Source organism: Christiangramia sp. 3-2217-3z (assembly GCF_051195275.1).
Classification (GTDB): domain Bacteria; phylum Bacteroidota; class Bacteroidia; order Flavobacteriales; family Flavobacteriaceae; genus Christiangramia; species Christiangramia marina.
On sequence record NZ_JBNJLI010000001.1, the window covers coordinates 274068 to 291863 of the forward strand.

A 17796-nucleotide genomic window follows, 5' to 3' on the forward strand; every position below is an offset into this window, starting at 1 on the left:
TTTCACAAAAAGGATTTTATGATACTGATAACCAGTAAATTATATAGGAAAAGAATATTTATGACTCTATTTAAATCGAGGAGAAACGCCCCGGCTGGGAAGAAACGTACCGGTACTATATGATCGTTATTTTAGCTTTTTTCGAAGTGTTTTACGATCGATTTGGAGAATTTCGGCTGCTTTGGTTTTATTATTATCCACACTGGCCATTATTTTAAGAATATGTTCCATTTCCATTTCTTTCAAAGACTTTGAAGTAGAATTATGGTCTGGGACCGGGTATTTGAGATGGTCTGGAAGCTGTTCTAAATCGATACAGTCTTCGCTCATAATAATAGCTCTCTGAACCACATTTTCCAGTTCACGTACATTTCCAGGCCAGTTATATCTTTCCAGAATTTCCAGGGCTTTTGAAGTGAACTCTATTCGTGGTCTGGCATATTCTGAAGCATATTTTCGAAGAAAATTCTTAGCGAGTAACGCGATATCACTTTTATGGTCTCGAAGTGGTGGAGTTTCGATATTCACGACATTTAACCTGTAATAGAGATCTTCTCTAAACCTACCTTTTTCGACCATATGGAGGAGGTCACTATTCGTTGCAGCGACTATGCGGAGTTCTATTTTTTTAGCTTTCTGTTCTCCAATTCTTCGAACTTCTTTCTCCTGAAGTACTCTCAACAACCGTGTTTGAACGGTTAATGGAGCAGTGCCAATTTCATCCAGAAATATTGTACCACCGGCGGCAGCCTGAAAAAAACCGGGTCGATCCTCATTCGCTCCTGTAAATGCTCCTTTCCTATAACCAAAAAGTTCGGCTTCCAGAAGTTCTCCCGGGATAGCACCACAGTTTACAGCGATAAAAGGGTTTGCAGCAAAGGAACCTTTATAGTGAATAGCTCGTGCAACCAGTTCTTTACCCGTCCCGCTTTCGCCCTGAATTAATACGGTGGCGCGGTTATTCTTAACCCGTTCTATCAGATCAATAAGTTGTTCGATCTTTTCTGAATCACCTACAATTCCGGCATAAGCGGTTGCTTTGTTATTGGAGGGAATTGTAACTTCAGAATTCTGGGATTTTTTAGGAAGTGATTTTTCTACAGATTGTTTTAATTCTTCCGCAGTAAATGGTTTCACGATATAATCGAGTGCGCCAGATCGCATGGCATTCAATGCGCCGTCCATGGATGGATATCCGGTGATGACCAGCTTCGGAACTTTCGGAAAATGCTCTTCTACATATTTTATGAGTTCCATACCACCAATACCAGGCATTTGCAGATCGGTAATAAGTAGATCCACGGCATTGAATTTTAGAATATCGATGGCTTCCTTTACTGAAGCCGCCTTGTAAGAGTGAAAGTGTTGCTCCTGAAGTTGACGTTGTACTAATTCAAGCATGTCATAATCATCATCAACTATGAGAATATTGGCCTTTTTTAGCAACATAACTTACATTTTTAGAGGTAGCTTAATTTGAAAAACAGAACCCGTAGGTTTATTATCAAAGTTAATGATTTCTCCTTGATGACTTTTAATAATTCCATGAACCACACTAAGTCCTAACCCGGAACCTTCGCCTACAGGTTTTGTAGTGAAAAATGGTTCGTAGATCCTGGCATTTAGATCGGCTGGAATACCAGGTCCCTGGTCTTGAATTTCCATTATAAAATGGGAAGCCGTGTTCGTTACTTGAATAGAGATGAGGCTTTTTTCAGGGGAAGCGTAAATAGCATTTATAAGCAGATTAAAAAGTACCTGAGTAAACTGAATCGTATCAATTTGAGCTTCCAGATCGGGATTGTCAATTTTAAATTTATGAGTAACCTCTGCTTTGTAAAAATTTTGAGATAGTAATTTTAATGCCTGGTCAATGATTGGTTTGATCTGAACAAACTCTTGATGCTGCGGCATTTCACAAGCAAAGAACATTAATTTTTTTACAATTTCGCGAGAATAAATAGCTGCTTTAATGATCTTGCCTGTATCTTTTCCGGTCTGATTTTCCTGAGTTTTTGATTTGATCAATTCAGCAAAACCTAAAATATTTCCAAGAGGTGTATTTAGTTCATGGGCAATTCCCGCAGTTATTTCTCCTAAAATGGAAAGTCTGTCATTTCTTTCTGCACTTCTCTTTAAAAGTTCTTCTTTTCTGGTGATTTCTCTGCGTTCAAAAAATTCACTAATCTCGATCGATATCTTGTTTAAAAGTTTTTGTTCTTCTTCCAGGAAGTATGCGTTTTTAAGCTTTGCAGTATCATAATATACCTTGATTGATCCTTTAGTCTCATTGAAAAGGCTGATAGGGCTTTCCTGAACAATAGAATTTTCTGGTATTTCTGAAGTTGAAATAAAAAGCTCATCTACTTTCAGCTCAACGATCGCATGGTTTGGGTAGAACCAGGCTTTTTTTGTGATCTCACAAATTTCTTCCATCGTGTTATCCACTGAATCTGAATGTTTGCGAATTGCGGAGGATACTTCGTAAAGGCAGGACAGTTCCTTGATGCGTTCTTCGAGCTTTTTAGATAAGGAGATTTCTTTCGGCATTTATATAGATTTTCGAACAGAATGATTCTATTATTCCAAAATTTAAGGATAACTATATGATGATTCCACGATCGCTAAAGATCAAGAAATATTATATAATTAGACTGGGAACGATGCTGAAGTTAATTATTTTCTTTCAGGCCTTTTTGCGATCAGCTATAAATATAATCTTCCCGACAAGTTTTAGAAGTAACGTTGAGGCATTCTTTAAAATTGAAATTTTGGATTACGTCATGTTGCCCACTCGATTTTCCAGTAAGGAGTATTCCACATTTAGCGCAATTTCAGCAATAAAAGCACGAATCATTTATAATAGTTATTTAAGTACTCAGATCTGAACGGTTATTGTCATTTAAAAAAGTGTTCATTTCTGGGTCAGTTATTTAAAACCAAAAAAATCCTGCTTGAGTCAATTCGGTAGGATTTCTTTGATTCAAATCACAATGCAATTGTGAATGATTGTCGAACTTGTTTTGTCTTGATTTTACTTAACCGTTATGTTTTTTAAAAGCCTGACTTGTTAGAAAACTTAAAATTTTATCATTTGATAATATACTAAGCAATATGTAATCCTATCACTTTAGATTGCCACCGGGTCTGTAAAAGATAATCCAAATCAAAAAAGGATTCATTAGTATACTTTTCTTGATATTTTTAGGAAAATTTAAATTTGAGAACTTATTTTATTTTAATTTTCTGTGCATTTGGCTCGCTGGTTTACCCGCAAGATCATTGTATAGTTAGAGCAGATATTTCATACACTAGTTCGGAAAAAGAGTATAAAATAGAACTTGACAGGAGGCAAAATGTCTCTAGTTTAATCATATATAAGCTCTCTTCGGAAAGAAAAAGCTATAGTCTGCGTGATCAAAAAAGAGTAGATGAATTACGTGGAAAGTGGAAAACTGCTGAAGAGCATAGAGAACTCGAAAAAATGATAAATAGATATAAAATTTTCGATAAGGATTCTATTTTAATTTCTAATAATAGTATAACCTTCAAATATTCTGACTCCCTATTATTCCACAGTGTGAAATTTCTGAAGGAAAAATTAAATCAACCAGTATTTACCGATGCTATGTATGTAGAGATTTATGAAAATGGACTTCAAAAGTATAAAGTCTATAATCCTCAGACAGATATTTATTCAATCGTTTATTACTTTATTCAATCGGCATTACAAGAATACTGGCAGAAGGTTTCAAAACCTATCTTAACAAAAGACTATACCTCTATTTATTAGTCACCTAGTTTGTCACCTGAAACTAATAAACCCCGTAAACACAATGCTTACGAGGCTTTAAAGTGGAGTCGGAGGGGTTCGAACCCTCGTCCAAACAAGCAATTCAGATGCTTTCTACACGTTTAGTTTTCACTTGATTGTCGATGCAAAGCCGGCCGAAAACCACCAACTTTACACGTATTCTCGATTAAGTTTCAGAAACTCATCAAGACCCTGAGCTTCCTATATTTACTTTATCGGTGCCTCTGTTGTGGATGCCGTAAATCAAGGCCTTCACGAGACATCTCGGCTCCCTGCCTTGCAGGGACTAAGTATAACCTACTGTAATTCGGTTACGCAGCCAAGGCGTAGTTATTCTCGCCGTTTGAAAAAGTGTGAAACATGAGATTTAAGAGCTATATCCCGGCGCTCTACGTGCTTACAACTCAATTAGACTCGCTGTCAAAACCAAGTCGACCCCATAAAATAATGAACATTTTCTTTGTAATCTTCTGGGCGTTCCGCTCCTCCCTTCGTCCCTTCGACAAGCTCAGGGCTCAGGGCCTCGCGGCGGGCTATACGCTTCAATCTTTTTATATCATCACCCTTCGACATGCTCAGGGCGACATAAAAAGGATTTCCGCTGCTATCCCTAACGCAACTACTATTTATTTCAAATAATAGCATTCAGAATTTCAAAGAATAGCCGATCTCTAAAAGAGTTCGGGCCTGCAAAGATACTCATTTTAATTTATATCTTTGAGACACATCAAATTCTACAAAAGCTATACCATAATGATAAAATTCGCCCTAATCAGGGAGCGAAAAACTCCACCAGACAGGCGTGTGGTTTTTTCTCCTCAAATGCTTCAGGAAGCCCAGAAACAGTTTCCGCAGGCAGTATTCAAAGTCGAAAGTTCTGATATCAGGATATTTAGCGACCAGCAATACAGAGAGGCTGGTTTTGAGGTAAGCGATAATGTGACAGATTGCGATGTGCTTATAGGAGTAAAGGAAGTTCCGATTCCCCATTTGATACCTGACAAAAAGTACTTCTTCTTTTCTCATACGATCAAAAAGCAGCCATATAATCGTGATCTGCTTCGTGAAGTTCTGAAAAGAAGGATTGAATTGTACGACCATGAGGTCATCACGAATAAGAATAATGGCAGGTTGATAGGTTTTGGACGTTATGCAGGTTTAGTAGGAGCTTATAACGGGATTCGAATGATTGGTAAGAAGGAAGATCTGTTTGATCTCCCTAAAGCAGAAGATCTTCCGGATCTTCATTCACTTTTGAAACAACTCGAAAAGATAGATCTGCCTAAGTATAAATTTGTGCTTACGGGCAGCGGCAAAGTAGCTCACGGAGCCAGAGAAATTCTGGAGCATTTAAAAATAAAACAGGTCGACCCAGAAACTTACCTGGTGCATGAGTTCGATGAACCGGTGTTTTGTCATATTGATGTCCTGGATTACGCCAAACGCAGGGATAAGGCTGAAGGCAGCCGAATGGAATTCTATAAAGTTCCGCAGAATTACGATCCAGATTTTATGAAATTTGCAAAAACCAGTGATGTCTTTATTGCTGGTCATTTTTACGGAGAAGGTGCTCCAGTGTTCTATTCCGAAGAAGATATGCAGCATAAAGATTTCAGAATAAAATATGTGGCAGATATTTCCTGTGACATCGCCGGACCCATAGCGAGTACTATACGACCTTCCACGATAGCGGAACCTTTTTATGGTGTCGACTTAATCACTAATGCGGAGGTAGATTTCAAAAGTAAAAATGCTCAGGCCGTAATGGCTGTAGATAATTTGCCATGTGAACTACCCAAAGATGCTAGCGAAGGTTTTGGAGAGATGTTTCTCAAACACGTAATTCCGTCATTTTTTAATGAGGATAAGGATACTATTCTTGGTAGATCTAAAATGACCGCAGATGGAAAATTGACCCCTTTGTACTCTTATTTACAGGATTTCGTAGATGGAAAAGAATAAAACTATGAGCAAAATTCTTAGTAGCTTCTTAGTTATTCTGATAAGTGCATTTTGTAGTGCGCAGGAAGTTAGCGTGATGAGCTATAATATTAAGTATGCCAACGAGAATGATGGTGAGAATAGCTGGTCTAAGCGGAAAGATTTTATTACTGATCAAATCCAGTTCTACGAACCTCAAATCCTGGGACTTCAGGAGGCGGTAAAAATTCAGATCGAGCATTTTCTAGTTGAGGTCGATGGTTACCAATCGATTGGAGTAGCCCGGGAAGATGGCCATAATAAAGGTGAATTCACCGCTATACTGTATAAAACCGAAGATTTTGAAGTTGAAGAGTCCAGTACTTTCTGGCTTTCAGCAACTCCAGAAGAAGTTTCAACAGGATGGGATGCAGCACTGCCCAGGATATGTACATATGCACTTTTCAGAAGTAAGGATAGCGGGAAAAAGTTCTGGGTATTCAATACTCATTTTGATCACATTGGTAAGAATGCCAGGACTAAAAGTGCTGAGTTGATCCTAAAAAAAATTGCAGAACTCAATACGAATCAACTTCCGGTATTTCTAATGGGTGACCTCAATTTAGAACCAGATGCAGAAGGCGTGATAAATATTCTGAAACAACTTCAGGATTCCTGGGAAATTGCACAAAAAACACTTGGACCGGAAGGAACTTTTAATGGATTCCAATTCGATAAACCAGTCGATCGACGCATAGATTACATTTTTGTGAATGACCAGATTAGTGTCAACAAATACGCTGTATTAACAGATTCGAATGATCTTAAATATCCTTCAGATCATTTCCCGATTTATATTGAAGCTGAATTCGAGGAATAATAGAGATAGTAAAAGCAACTTAGTTCCAAATATCTAATTTTTATAGAAGAAGGTGACAAAGTGCTTTCTCGTAGCGTAGTAAAGACTTTTTAACATAGTTTCTCTTGAATTAGAAATCTATTCAATTTCAATTACTTCTCCATCATTTGGTATAAATGTCTTCTCTGAAAGACCGTTTTCTGCCAGTTTTTCACGTAGCTGAGTTCTGGTAACGGGAGAATGAATGACTGCTTCTAAATGGTTTGCCACCACAGATCCTGTGTAGCTTTGCTGAATTTTACAATATCTTCCATAGTCATTAACAAAGGTTGAAATAGATCCAACTGTGCTGTTCCACAAGCAACAACTGCGACATCTGGTTTATATTTATGCAGTAATTTCTCTACATCATTTGTGTAAATCGTGTCAGCACTCAAATACAATGATTTTTCGTTTGGAAGTTGAACGTAAAAACCCATTACATTTCCCATTGGTTTAAATACAAATCCATAACCGTGTTTTGCAGGGATACCCTCAATAGTTCCATCTAAAAAATTAGATTCCTGCCAGTAATTAACTGTATTCACCACATTGAAACCTCGATTCTTCAGGTCTTTTTCGTCTTTGATACTGTAGGTAATTGATGTCTGATTCGATTTAAGAAATTCTTCTCCGGCAGCATCAAGATGGATGTAAATGAGTGATAAGACAATGTGTAGTCTTTCTAACGATCTCCATCGCATTAGTGGGTAAATCCAGGATTAGATTTCTTTTTGGTTTAAATCTGAATAGTGTAAAGGGTGGTCCCGCTGTTCTTCTTTCGCCTAACATAGGGTTCACTAGGATAAATTTATCCCCTGACTCTATTACCATCGTGGCATTACGTAAATGATGTATCTTTATTGAAATTGTTTTTTTCTAATTGATTGATGTTCTATTTCTAACATCAACTTTCAAAATTTTAGATTCAACTACCAGCGAAAGGAGTGCCAAAAATTCCGACTGCAAGTTCTGCCCATATAATGAATAGTAATATAAGAATCGCAAGGCTTGCGATAATTCTGTTTTTTCTGTTTTTTAACTTGTAACGCACAAACTGAATAGCAAGTCCGCTTAGAAATAATAGACTTCCCATCACTAGGAAATCAAAACCACTCCAATTTACTTCCTTGGTTAATTGCATAGCCAACAAGGGAATGAGTAAAATTGTTGCTACTATAAACAAGGTGATAGTCAAATCTTTAGTTCTCATTTTGCTAAAATTATAATTCCTTTCAATAAAGTTAAGTATTTATACCTTACTGTATAAAAAAACCCGCAAAATTTGCGGGTTTTATTTTCTAAATCTGGATTATAGATCCAGCCTGTTTTCATCAGACCTTCCCGGTGAAGGATTATCTGGCCTGTTTGGATTTGCAGGATCGTTGATATTTCCCGGTCTTGTTCCCGTATGTTTATCCTGTCTGGTGTTTCCAGTAATTCCGCTTGTACCTGGATTTTGAGTCGGATTCGTATTTCCACCATGCTGAATGTTGGAGTTATCATCCTTCAGTTTCTGCACGATCTCTTTAAAATGCTCGCCGGCAGCTTCGCGTCCACCAAGTCCATAACTCAGGGCTACCGCAACGGCAATGGCTCCAAGTGTAAGACCAAAAGCAAGTTCTACGATCTCATTGGCGATACCCATAGTTTCCAATGCGATTGCAAGGAACAATGCAAAAGAGGCCCAGCGAACTATCTTTGCGACGAAATTGCTTCCGTTCGCTTTACTCATACTGTTGTAAATAAGCAGCGAAATATAATTCCCTACCGCAAGAATGATCAATCCGAATAAGATCTGTCCTGTTAGAACAAGTATCTGGTCAAGGATCTCTGTTAGTTGAGTAAGTCCTATGATTTCGACAGCGGTGATAATTCCGAAGAAAACAAGAAAGAAATAAACCAGGTTAGCCACCATTTTAGAAAGTGACTGGTCTTTCCCTATCATATTATGGATCTGTATTTTCTCCGCAGCGCGGTCCAGTCCCATACTTCTAAATAGGTCTTCCAGGAAGTTTGCAAGATATTTTCCACCCCAGATAAACACTGCTAGAATAATTGCAGCGATCAGGATTTCACCAATAAGTGCTGTAAAATCTGCAAGAATATCATTTGCAGGACCCGAAATCGCGTCCAAACCTAAAGCATTGAATGCCTGGATGAGGAAGGGAATAAAGATTACGATAAATACAACTTTCTTAAGAATATTGATAAGTTTATCGGTATCCTTAAAACCGGTTTTATCAACCATTCTATCCAGAAAAGTTCCTCCAATGTTGATAAGATTGGAGACAAATTTTGCCAGAATATACCCAATAAATCCAATAAGTATAGCTGCTACCAGATTCGGTATGAAGCCAAGAAATTCACTTACCATATTTTCCAGTGGAGTCAGCACCTGATCTACACCTAGAATTTCCAGAACGATCAGTATCACAATGATCATGATAACATAGTATACAATGTTGGCAAGAAAGACGTTGGTATCCTCAATCTTACCTTTTCCAAAGACACGCTCATCCCAGCGAGTTTTTTTAAGTAAGCGTACAATGACCGCTTTGATACCCTTGGCAATAAGCCAACCGATCAACAAGACCAGCAAAGCACCTAATAAATCTGGCAGAAAGTCGCTAATCCTGTCTGCAATATTTTCCAATTCGTTTCTCATAATTTAATTTGGTTAGTTAGACCGAATGAAATTAGGGGAATTGTAAGTTTATTGTCAATTGATTAACAATAGTTTAGGTTATAAAATGTATAAAGTGTAATGAATTAACTGAAATCGTTAATTCATTACGCTTTTTTTATTCGAATTGAAAGAATCTACTTCGAGATCCAGACTGGAATATTTCGCTTCATTCTAAAGAGTTCACCTGCTACACTACCCACCAGCAATGATGAAAATACATTATTTCCTTTACTGGCAATAATTATAAGGTCTGCCTGTTCCTTGTAAGATTCCAGGACTAGACGTTCGGCGACACTAGCATCTTTAGCACGAAAGATCTTCGTGGTGGTATCTCTTATGAGGTAGCGCTTTAAAAATTTATCAAATTTCTCCTGACTATGCTTCTGAATCTTTGGTAGCATCGCATCCTTCTCAATATATGGTGTAAACTGCATTGGAATAGAATACACATGGATGGACGAAACTCCGGCTTCGGTGTAGTTTGCGAGCGTAGAGGATGTTTCAAAAGATTTAGCCGACTCGCGGGAAAAATCTGTTCCAACCCATATATTATTCATAGTAGCTAATGAATTCTCAGGAACAGAGACAATATCACATTTTAAAGTTTTCATCAGTTTTTCTGAGATTCCTCCAGAACCTTCGGTGATTCTTTTCTTTCCAACAATTACGAGATCGATCGCATATTTGTGAACTACGTAGCTCATCAAACTTTCGGTATAAGGATCTTCGGATATTAAAACTTCAAATTCAGTAGAAGCTGAAAAATGCTGAGAAACCTTCTCGTCCAGCTCATCACTGATCATAGTCTCCAGATCCAGATCCTTCAACTGCTCCTGAAAAATTTCAGAAATTTCATATTTCTTAATATTATGTACAAAATATATCTTTTCAGGCTTCAGAGTATCGGCAAGGAAAGATGCATATTGAATGAGGGTGTCATCTATTGTGCTCAAATCCAGAGCTACCAGAATGTTGTTGACTTTCTTCATTACTGATTGGTTTTATTTTCATTCTTAACATTACGCTTCTGTACAATTTCAGAAACGATCTCTTCATAATTCTTCATCTGCTTTTCAGACTTCTTCTCTTCCATTTGCTCATGATCTTCCTTCAATCCTTTGTACAAAGAATAACACATGACCATAAGAATAATGGCGAAGGGAAGTCCGGTGACAATGGTTGCGGTTTGTAATGCCTGCAAACCACCTCCAATGAGAAGCACGGCTGCCACTGCACCTTCAGTCACCGCCCAGAAAATTCGCTGTCCAACCGGAGCGTCGATCTTTCCACCGGTGGTCAAACTATCAATTACCAGTGATCCGGAATCTGAAGACGTGATAAAGAAACCTGCAATAAGTAAAATGGCGACCACATTAATTACCATCGATAATGGGTAATCCTGGAAAAATACAAAGAGGGCAGTAGCGATATCTGCATTTACAGCTTCACTTAAAACATTATTTCCAGACATGATCTGTTCAATAGCTACACTCCCGAAAGCAGACATCCAGAAAAATGTGACAATTGCCGGTACTAGTAGTACACCTAGAATAAATTCCCGAATCGTTCTTCCTTTGGAAATTCTGGCGATGAACATCCCAACGAAAGGAGACCATCCAATCCACCAACCCCAATAGAATACGGTCCAGTCATTTTGCCAGGTTCCATTAGTATAGGTTTCACTCCAGGTGGAGATTTCAAGGAAATTATATAAATAACTTCCTGTATTTTGAACAAAACTTCTGAAAATAAATAATGTAGGTCCTAATATGAGTGCAAGCACCAATAGAACGACAGCAATCCTTATGTTCCATTCACTAAGGATCTTTACTCCTTTGTCTACACCCAGGACTACGGAAGTAGTTGCGATCAAAGTAACGATTCCAATAATTATAACTTGTGTCGTAATACCGTCTGGTAAGCCAAATACATGGTTTAAACCTGAAGCGATCTGCTGCACCCCAAAACCAAGTGAAGTAGCCAGACCAAATAAAGTCGCAAGCACGGCGAAAATATCGATTATATCACCTATTTTTCCATAGATCTTGTCTCCCAAAAATGGATAAAAAATAGATCTAATTGTGAGAGGTAGCCCCCGCGAATAGGTGAAATATGCCAAGGATAAACCTACAAGTGCATATACTGCCCAGGCATGAAATCCCCAATGTAAAAAGGTGAAATTCATGGCTTCAGTAGCCGCAGCAGCAGTGCCCGCTTCAGCTGTTGGTGGGCTATTAAAATGCATAACGGGTTCACCAACTCCAAAGAAAAGGAGTCCAATCCCCATCCCGGCACTAAATAACATAGCGAACCAGGAACCGGTTTTAAACTCTGGTTTAGCTCCCATGCCCCCAATTCTCATATTTCCGAACTTTGACACCGCCAGATAGATCAGAAATACCAGAAAAATATTGATGGAGAGGATAAAAAACCAATCGGCATTTTCCGCAACTCCGTGCTGCAATTCACTGAAAAAGCTTTCAGCCTGTTTTTTAAATAAAAGCGTTAATGTAATTATTGCGATAATAATAGCGGTGGAAGTGAAAAATACCGGACCATTCACTTCAAGTCCGAATATTGATTTCTTTTCGTCGCTTCTAGTAACTTTTTTAGCCATAAATTAATCTAAGTCTGATTAAAAGTAATATCCTATATTAATATTAAATCGTGCTTCCCATTTCGCATCGGGATTTCCGGTGGAGAAGTCATCTACAAAATTTCCTCCTAGCCAGGATTGATTATATCCCGCGGCATAGTCTACATAAGTATAAACCTGGCCTGCGGTGATCAACATTCCTGTGACACTCATAAATGAATCTTCAAAACTCTCTACTTTCTTGTCCTGGTACCCAAAATCGTTGTAAAACTGAATATTGCTAATGGGCCCAAGTTCTACAGGGATGCTTTTGGAAACTGCAAGGGTATAGACATTAAAGTCTGATGCAACTTCATAAGGAAAACCGTATGCTCCCATTTTAATGATCTCTTTGGATTCTCCAGGTAAATTTTCAGGATCATGATCTATATTCATTGCCTGTAATTTTAAATTCCAGTTCTTATAAAAAATCTCGTAATGTAAGGCGAGCCCGTAATGAGTTCCTGTTTTTTCTGTATCAAGGTTGTATAAACCTCCGTATTGAACGGAAGTTCCCAGTCTATTCTTGATGGAATCACCAAATTTATAGATTAGCTTTCCATTAAATTGATTCACCTCTTTATTTCTGCCAACGACATCATATGAATATCTATCTGGAGAAACTTCAGAAGTTCCACCAAAACGTAATTCTTCAGCATTTTTAAAAAAGGCAAGATTATATTCAAACTTATCATCAATATGAACATATTTCACTCCCATATCGTGGTCGTCTTCTAGCCCGAAATAATAGGTAAGATTGAAAAACCAGTTGTGAGAATTATATTGCTGTATTCCGAAGGGAACCTGTGCTAATCCAACCTGGATTTCCTCTTTTTCATTGAAACGATAACCAAGCCAGCCTTGCTTTAGAAAACCTTCGCCAAAAGATCGGGAATATAATCTGTATTCTGCGTCCACATAAATTCCCTGGTAAGATCCATTTACATTGACCCGGAACATATCATACCCAAAATCACCACCACGGTCTTTCTGTCCTTCTTTCCAGGAGGATAGATTGTAATTGAATCTAAGCGCTCCGCCAATTTTCACTTCCGGATCTTCCTGAGCAAAAGAGGACTCGAAGCTCATAAATGCAAATAGCATCATTAATAGCAAGCTGGAAGAAGTAGTTCTTAGCATTCTTTAACGGTTATATCTTAATAGTTAATCCTGAAATTCTAGAAGTAATATCCAATGTTGATATTAAATCGTGCTTCCCATTTAGCATCAGGGTCTCCAACTCCAAAATCATCGACGAAATTTCCTCCAAGCCAGGAATGATTGTAACCTGCAGCATAGTCTACAAAGCAATAAATAGGACCAGAGCTGAACAATACACCTGTAACATTCATGAAGGAATCAGTGAAACCTTTTTCTCTCTTATCCATAAAGCCGAAATCATTATAAATTTCCAGGTGTCTAAAAAGCTTTGTGTCAATATCTATATATCTGGAAACCCCGAGAGTATATATCTCGAATTTAGCTGCAGTGTCATAAGGGACACCATAAGCTCCAAGCAATAGTTTATTTCTTGGTTCACCGGGTGCATTAATTGGATTAAATCCGGCAGTCAAAATTTGCGTTTTTATTAGCCAGTCTTCAGTATGATACTGATGGTGGATCGCAAAGGCATACCGGTCACCAATTTCTTCGGTATCCAGATTATAGATGCCACCATATTTTGCAGAGGCACCAACCCGGTGTTTTTTGGTTCCTAATGGCTTCCAGATAAATTTACCATTTACCTGGTTGATCTCTTTATTTCTACCAACGATGTCATAAGAATACCTGTTAGAAGAATTTTCAGAATTGCTTCCAAATCGCAATTCTTCAGAATTTTTAAAGAAACCAAGATGATACTCATAATCATCATTCTCATAGGTATAGGTAATTCCCATGTCGTAATCATCTTCCAGACCCACATAATATGGTAGATTCAGAAAAAAGTTATTGGAGTTATAGCGTTCTATTCCAAATGGGACTTTGGCTAGACCTACTTCTATTTTGCCATTTTCATTCAATTCATAACCAACGACTCCATGCTTCAGGAAATCTCCTCCGAAGGCTTCAGAATAAAATCTGTACTCCGCATCTACATAAATTCCCTGGTATGCTCCATTTACATTCAATCTGAATAGGTCATACCCAAAATCTCCACCTCGATCTTTCTGTCCTTCTTTCCAGGAAGAGAGGTTATAATTAAAGCGAAGGGCACCACCAATATCAAATTCCAGTTTTTCCTGTGAATGGGCCGAGCTGAAAAGGCATAAGCTAAGTGCTACCAGTAAACCCTGATAGTATTTTGAATAAAACATTGGTATAGTATTGTTAAGTAATCTTAAGTTACAGGAATATCTGAAGATTTTCCGCTTATGATTTAAAAAAAGAAACCGCTATAGGGCGGTTTTCAAAGTTTTAGAACGAATTGATGGTTTTTCGAATACTTACCAGGTTACTTAACAGATTCTCCAGGTATGCCAGATCGAGCATATTTGCACCATCACTTTTTGCGTTCGCAGGATCAAAATGAGTTTCGATGAAAAGTCCGTCAACATGATTCACCACTCCGGCACGGGCGATTGTTTCGATCATATCTGGTCGGCCTCCTGTTACACCACTGCTCTGATTTGGCTGTTGTAAGGAGTGAGTAACATCAAGAACTGTAGGAGCAAATTCTCTCATCGTAGGAATTCCTCTAAAATCCACGATCATATCCTGATACCCAAACATGGTTCCACGATCTGTGACCATTACCTGCCCATTGTTACAATCGGTTACCTTGGTAACGGCATGCTTCATGGATTCCGGACTCATAAACTGTCCTTTCTTCAGGTTAACCACTTTGCCGGTTTCTGCCGCTGCGACTACAAGATCTGTCTGTCTAACCAGAAATGCAGGAATTTGCAGCACATCCACATATTCGGCAGCCATGTGGGCATCACTTACTTCGTGAATATCGGTAACTGTAGGAATCTCAAAAGTTTCAGAAACCTTACGTAGGATCTTTAGAGCCTTCTCATCCCCAATTCCGGTAAAACTATCTATTCGACTACGGTTTGCCTTTTTAAAAGAACCTTTAAATATGTAAGGGATCTCCAGTTTAGAAGTGATCTCCACCACCTTTTCGGCAATTCGCAACGCCATCTCTTCACCTTCGATCGCACAAGGACCTGCAAGTAGAAAGAAATTATTGGAATCACTATGTTTTATCTGCGGAATTTTACTCAGTTCCATTTCGTTGGTTTTTTGCAAAGATAGTTCAATTAATTACGCATCAAAAAATTGGGAGAACTCGATTTTGCTCAATCTTAGCAGTAAAAGCTTTAATTTAGAAAGAATTAACTATAAACTTAATCTTATGAAGATCTATGAATTTCTTATTCCACAGTTAAAACAGGAAACGGCACTTACTCTAAAATTTCTTAAGCGCATTCCAGAAGATAGAATGAACTATAAGCCCCATGAAAAATCTATGAGCATCAAAGAGCTCGCAAATCACCTTGCGGAAATCCCAACCTGGATTAGCGGCACCATGGACCATGGGAGTATGGATCTCTCAGGATATAAAGCACCTTCAGAATCAACTGTTTCAGAAATTATCGCAACGCTTCAGAAAAATTCCGAAGAAGCTATGAAAGCTTTGCAGAAACCAGACGAAGCTTATCAGGAAAACTGGAAAATGACGCAGAATGGTGAGATTTTAATGGAGATGCCTAAGTTTAATGTTTTACAGACTATCGTGATGAATCAATTTCCGCATCACAGGGCGCAACTGGGTGTTTATTTTCGATTACTAGACTTACCGGTTCCTTCCACATATGGACCTTCTGCAGATGAGCAATAAACTGAATGAATTTTACTCGAAATTGTCATTTCCAGAATGTTTAAGCTTTTTCCATATTTAAGAAGTATAAATTCAGAATAGTATACTGATTAAAATAATTGATAATCAGCAAATTAAAATCTTTTAAAGATACGATGGATTAGCGAAAAATAGGTGTACATTTGCAGCCTTAAAAATAAGGCTTCATGACAGCTATTAGAAATATCGCGATTATCGCACACGTTGACCACGGTAAAACGACCCTGGTTGATAAAATAATGTATCACTGTGAATTGTTCCGTGATAACCAATCTACAGGTGATCTTATCCTGGACAACAATGATCTTGAAAGAGAGCGTGGAATCACGATTACTTCCAAGAACGTTTCTGTTGTTTATAAAGACACGAAGATCAATATCATTGATACTCCTGGTCACGCCGATTTTGGTGGTGAGGTAGAACGTGTTTTAAACATGGCAGATGGTGTTCTTCTATTAGTAGATGCTTTTGAAGGTCCTATGCCACAGACCAGATTCGTTTTGCAAAAAGCGATCGATCTTGGTTTAAAACCTTGTGTGGTTGTAAACAAAGTGGACAAAGAAAACTGTACTCCTGAAGAAGTTCATGAGAAGGTTTTTGATCTAATGTTCGAACTTGGTGCTGAAGAGTGGCAGTTGGATTTCCCAACAGTTTACGGATCTGCCAAGAACAACTGGATGAGTGACGACTGGAGAAATGAAACTGAAAATATTGAGCCGCTACTTGATATGGTAATGGAACATATTCCTGCACCTAAAGTAGATCTTGAAGGTTCTCCTCAAATGTTGATAACTTCTCTGGATTTCTCTTCATTTACAGGTCGTATCGCGATTGGTAGATTGCAAAGAGGAACTTTGAAAGAAGGTCAGCAGGTTTCTTTGGTGAAGCGTGATGGAAGCATTAAGAAAACAAGAATTAAAGAATTACATACTTTCGAAGGTTTAGGCCGTAGAAAGATTGAAGAAGTGCAGGCAGGTGATATTTGTGCTATCGTTGGACTGGAAGGATTCGAAATTGGTGATACTGTTGCCGATCTTGAAAATCCTGAAGGACTTAAGACGATCGCTATCGATGAGCCTACAATGAGCATGCTTTTCACTATTAACGATTCTCCTTTCTTCGGAAAAGATGGAAAGTTTGTGACTTCAAGACATATCAAGGAAAGACTGTACAAAGAACTTGAAAAGAACCTTGCGCTTCGTGTTCAGGAAACTGATAGTGCAGATAAATTCATGGTCTTTGGAAGAGGGGTACTTCACTTATCTGTTCTTATTGAGACAATGAGACGTGAAGGTTATGAGCTTCAAATTGGTCAGCCACAGGTAATTATTAAAGAAATTGACGGAGTGAAATGTGAGCCAATAGAAGAGCTTACGATCGATCTTCCGGAAGATGTTTCTGGAAAAGCTGTGGAAATGGTGACTATGAGAAAAGGGGAGATGCTTTCTATGGAATCAAAAGGAGAGCGAATGAATATTCAATTCCTTATTCCTTCAAGAGGTATTATTGGTCTTAGAAACCAATTGCTTACTGCTACTGCAGGTGAGGCGATCATGGCGCACAGATATAAAGAATATCAGCCGCTTAAAGGTGGAATTCCTGAAAGACAGAACGGTTCTTTAGTTTCTATGGAGAAAGGAAAAGCAATTCCTTATTCTATCGATAAACTTCAGGATAGAGGTAAGTTTTTCGTAGATCCGGGTGAGGATATTTACGAAGGTCAGGTAATTGGTGAGAATTCACGCCAGGATGATATGGCGGTGAATATCACTAAAACGAAAAAGCTTTCTAACGTACGTTCTTCAGGAGCAGACGACAAGGCGAAGATCGTTCCTGCAATTAAGTTCTCTTTAGAAGAAGCTTTAGAATATATTCAGAAGGATGAGTATGTTGAGGTAACTCCACAGCACTTAAGACTAAGAAAGATCTATCTTACCGAAAACGAACGTAAGAGAAATAAGATCGTATAATCTTATCA

General features: G+C 38.2%; 16 protein-coding genes and 1 other RNA gene. 5 read left to right on the forward strand and 12 right to left on the reverse strand.

Going from position 1 to position 17796, the window contains the following annotated elements:
* Positions 1–126: 126 nt before the first annotated feature.
* Together ACSHZO_RS01300 and ACSHZO_RS01305 are read right to left on the reverse strand one after the other, a co-directional pair.
* Positions 127–1449, reverse strand: coding sequence for a sigma-54-dependent transcriptional regulator (locus ACSHZO_RS01300; RefSeq protein WP_298246312.1), 1323 nt, complete (start codon positions 1447–1449; stop codon positions 127–129).
* A gap of 3 nt (positions 1450–1452) precedes the next feature.
* Positions 1453–2550 carry a sensor histidine kinase gene (locus ACSHZO_RS01305; RefSeq protein ID WP_298246313.1) on the reverse strand — a complete coding sequence of 366 codons (1098 nt, stop codon included), beginning with the start codon at positions 2548–2550 and terminating at the stop codon, positions 1453–1455.
* A gap of 670 nt (positions 2551–3220) precedes the next feature.
* On the opposite strand from ACSHZO_RS01305, the gene ACSHZO_RS01310 reads away from it, so the two are divergent.
* Positions 3221–3793 (forward strand): hypothetical protein, encoded by a 573-nt coding sequence (locus tag ACSHZO_RS01310; RefSeq protein WP_298246314.1) that lies wholly within the window; start codon positions 3221–3223, stop codon positions 3791–3793.
* A gap of 60 nt (positions 3794–3853) precedes the next feature.
* Here ACSHZO_RS01310 and ssrA read toward each other — a convergent pair.
* Positions 3854–4253, reverse strand: a transfer-messenger RNA (tmRNA) gene (ssrA, locus tag ACSHZO_RS01315).
* Positions 4254–4567: 314 nt separating this feature from the next.
* Here ssrA and ACSHZO_RS01320 point away from each other — a divergent pair.
* Together ACSHZO_RS01320 and ACSHZO_RS01325 are read left to right on the forward strand one after the other, a co-directional pair.
* Positions 4568–5776, forward strand: coding sequence for an NAD(P)-dependent oxidoreductase (locus ACSHZO_RS01320; RefSeq protein ID WP_298246315.1), 1209 nt, complete (start codon positions 4568–4570; stop codon positions 5774–5776).
* A gap of 4 nt (positions 5777–5780) precedes the next feature.
* On the forward strand, positions 5781–6614 hold the full coding sequence (locus ACSHZO_RS01325; RefSeq protein ID WP_298246316.1) for an endonuclease/exonuclease/phosphatase family protein: 834 nt from the start codon (positions 5781–5783) through the stop codon (positions 6612–6614).
* 117 nt (positions 6615–6731) lie between these two features.
* Here the strand turns inward: ACSHZO_RS01325 and ACSHZO_RS01330 are convergent, their stop codons facing one another.
* The 9 genes from ACSHZO_RS01330 to kdsA form a co-directional block, all read right to left on the reverse strand.
* A complete protein-coding gene (locus tag ACSHZO_RS01330; RefSeq protein WP_298246317.1) occupies positions 6732–6863 on the reverse strand; it encodes a hypothetical protein in 132 nt (43 codons plus the stop codon).
* Complete coding sequence (locus ACSHZO_RS01335) at positions 6848–7336, reverse strand: hypothetical protein (RefSeq protein ID WP_298246318.1); 489 nt, start codon at positions 7334–7336, stop codon at positions 6848–6850. Before ACSHZO_RS01335 ends, ACSHZO_RS01330 begins: the two co-directional genes overlap by 16 nt.
* Before the next feature lie 224 nt (positions 7337–7560).
* Complete coding sequence (locus ACSHZO_RS01340) at positions 7561–7845, reverse strand: hypothetical protein (RefSeq protein WP_295179094.1); 285 nt, start codon at positions 7843–7845, stop codon at positions 7561–7563.
* A 99-nt stretch (positions 7846–7944) separates the two neighbouring features.
* A complete protein-coding gene (locus ACSHZO_RS01345; RefSeq protein WP_298246319.1) occupies positions 7945–9300 on the reverse strand; it encodes a mechanosensitive ion channel in 1356 nt (451 codons plus the stop codon).
* Positions 9301–9455: 155 nt separating this feature from the next.
* Positions 9456–10310, reverse strand: coding sequence for a universal stress protein (locus ACSHZO_RS01350; protein ID WP_298246320.1), 855 nt, complete (start codon positions 10308–10310; stop codon positions 9456–9458).
* Positions 10310–11938: a BCCT family transporter gene (locus ACSHZO_RS01355; protein ID WP_298246321.1), complete on the reverse strand. Its 1629-nt coding sequence runs from the start codon at positions 11936–11938 to the stop codon at positions 10310–10312. The genes ACSHZO_RS01350 and ACSHZO_RS01355 overlap by 1 nt, the downstream gene beginning before the upstream one ends.
* A gap of 18 nt (positions 11939–11956) precedes the next feature.
* The gene (locus tag ACSHZO_RS01360; RefSeq protein WP_435066424.1) at positions 11957–13096 is read right to left on the reverse strand and encodes a hypothetical protein; all 1140 of its coding nucleotides are present in this window, start codon (positions 13094–13096) and stop codon (positions 11957–11959) included.
* A gap of 38 nt (positions 13097–13134) precedes the next feature.
* Positions 13135–14271 carry a porin gene (locus tag ACSHZO_RS01365; RefSeq protein WP_298246322.1) on the reverse strand — a complete coding sequence of 379 codons (1137 nt, stop codon included), beginning with the start codon at positions 14269–14271 and terminating at the stop codon, positions 13135–13137.
* A gap of 100 nt (positions 14272–14371) precedes the next feature.
* Entirely contained in the window at positions 14372–15190 is an 819-nt protein-coding gene (gene kdsA / locus ACSHZO_RS01370) for a 3-deoxy-8-phosphooctulonate synthase (RefSeq protein WP_298246323.1), read from the reverse strand.
* Positions 15191–15314: 124 nt separating this feature from the next.
* Here kdsA and ACSHZO_RS01375 point away from each other — a divergent pair, with 124 nt between their 5' ends.
* Positions 15315–15800: a DinB family protein gene (locus ACSHZO_RS01375; RefSeq protein ID WP_298246324.1), complete on the forward strand. Its 486-nt coding sequence runs from the start codon at positions 15315–15317 to the stop codon at positions 15798–15800.
* Between the two features lie 185 nt (positions 15801–15985).
* Positions 15986–17788: a translational GTPase TypA gene (gene typA, locus ACSHZO_RS01380; protein WP_298246325.1), complete on the forward strand. Its 1803-nt coding sequence runs from the start codon at positions 15986–15988 to the stop codon at positions 17786–17788.
* The last annotated feature ends 8 nt before the right edge of the window (positions 17789–17796 follow it).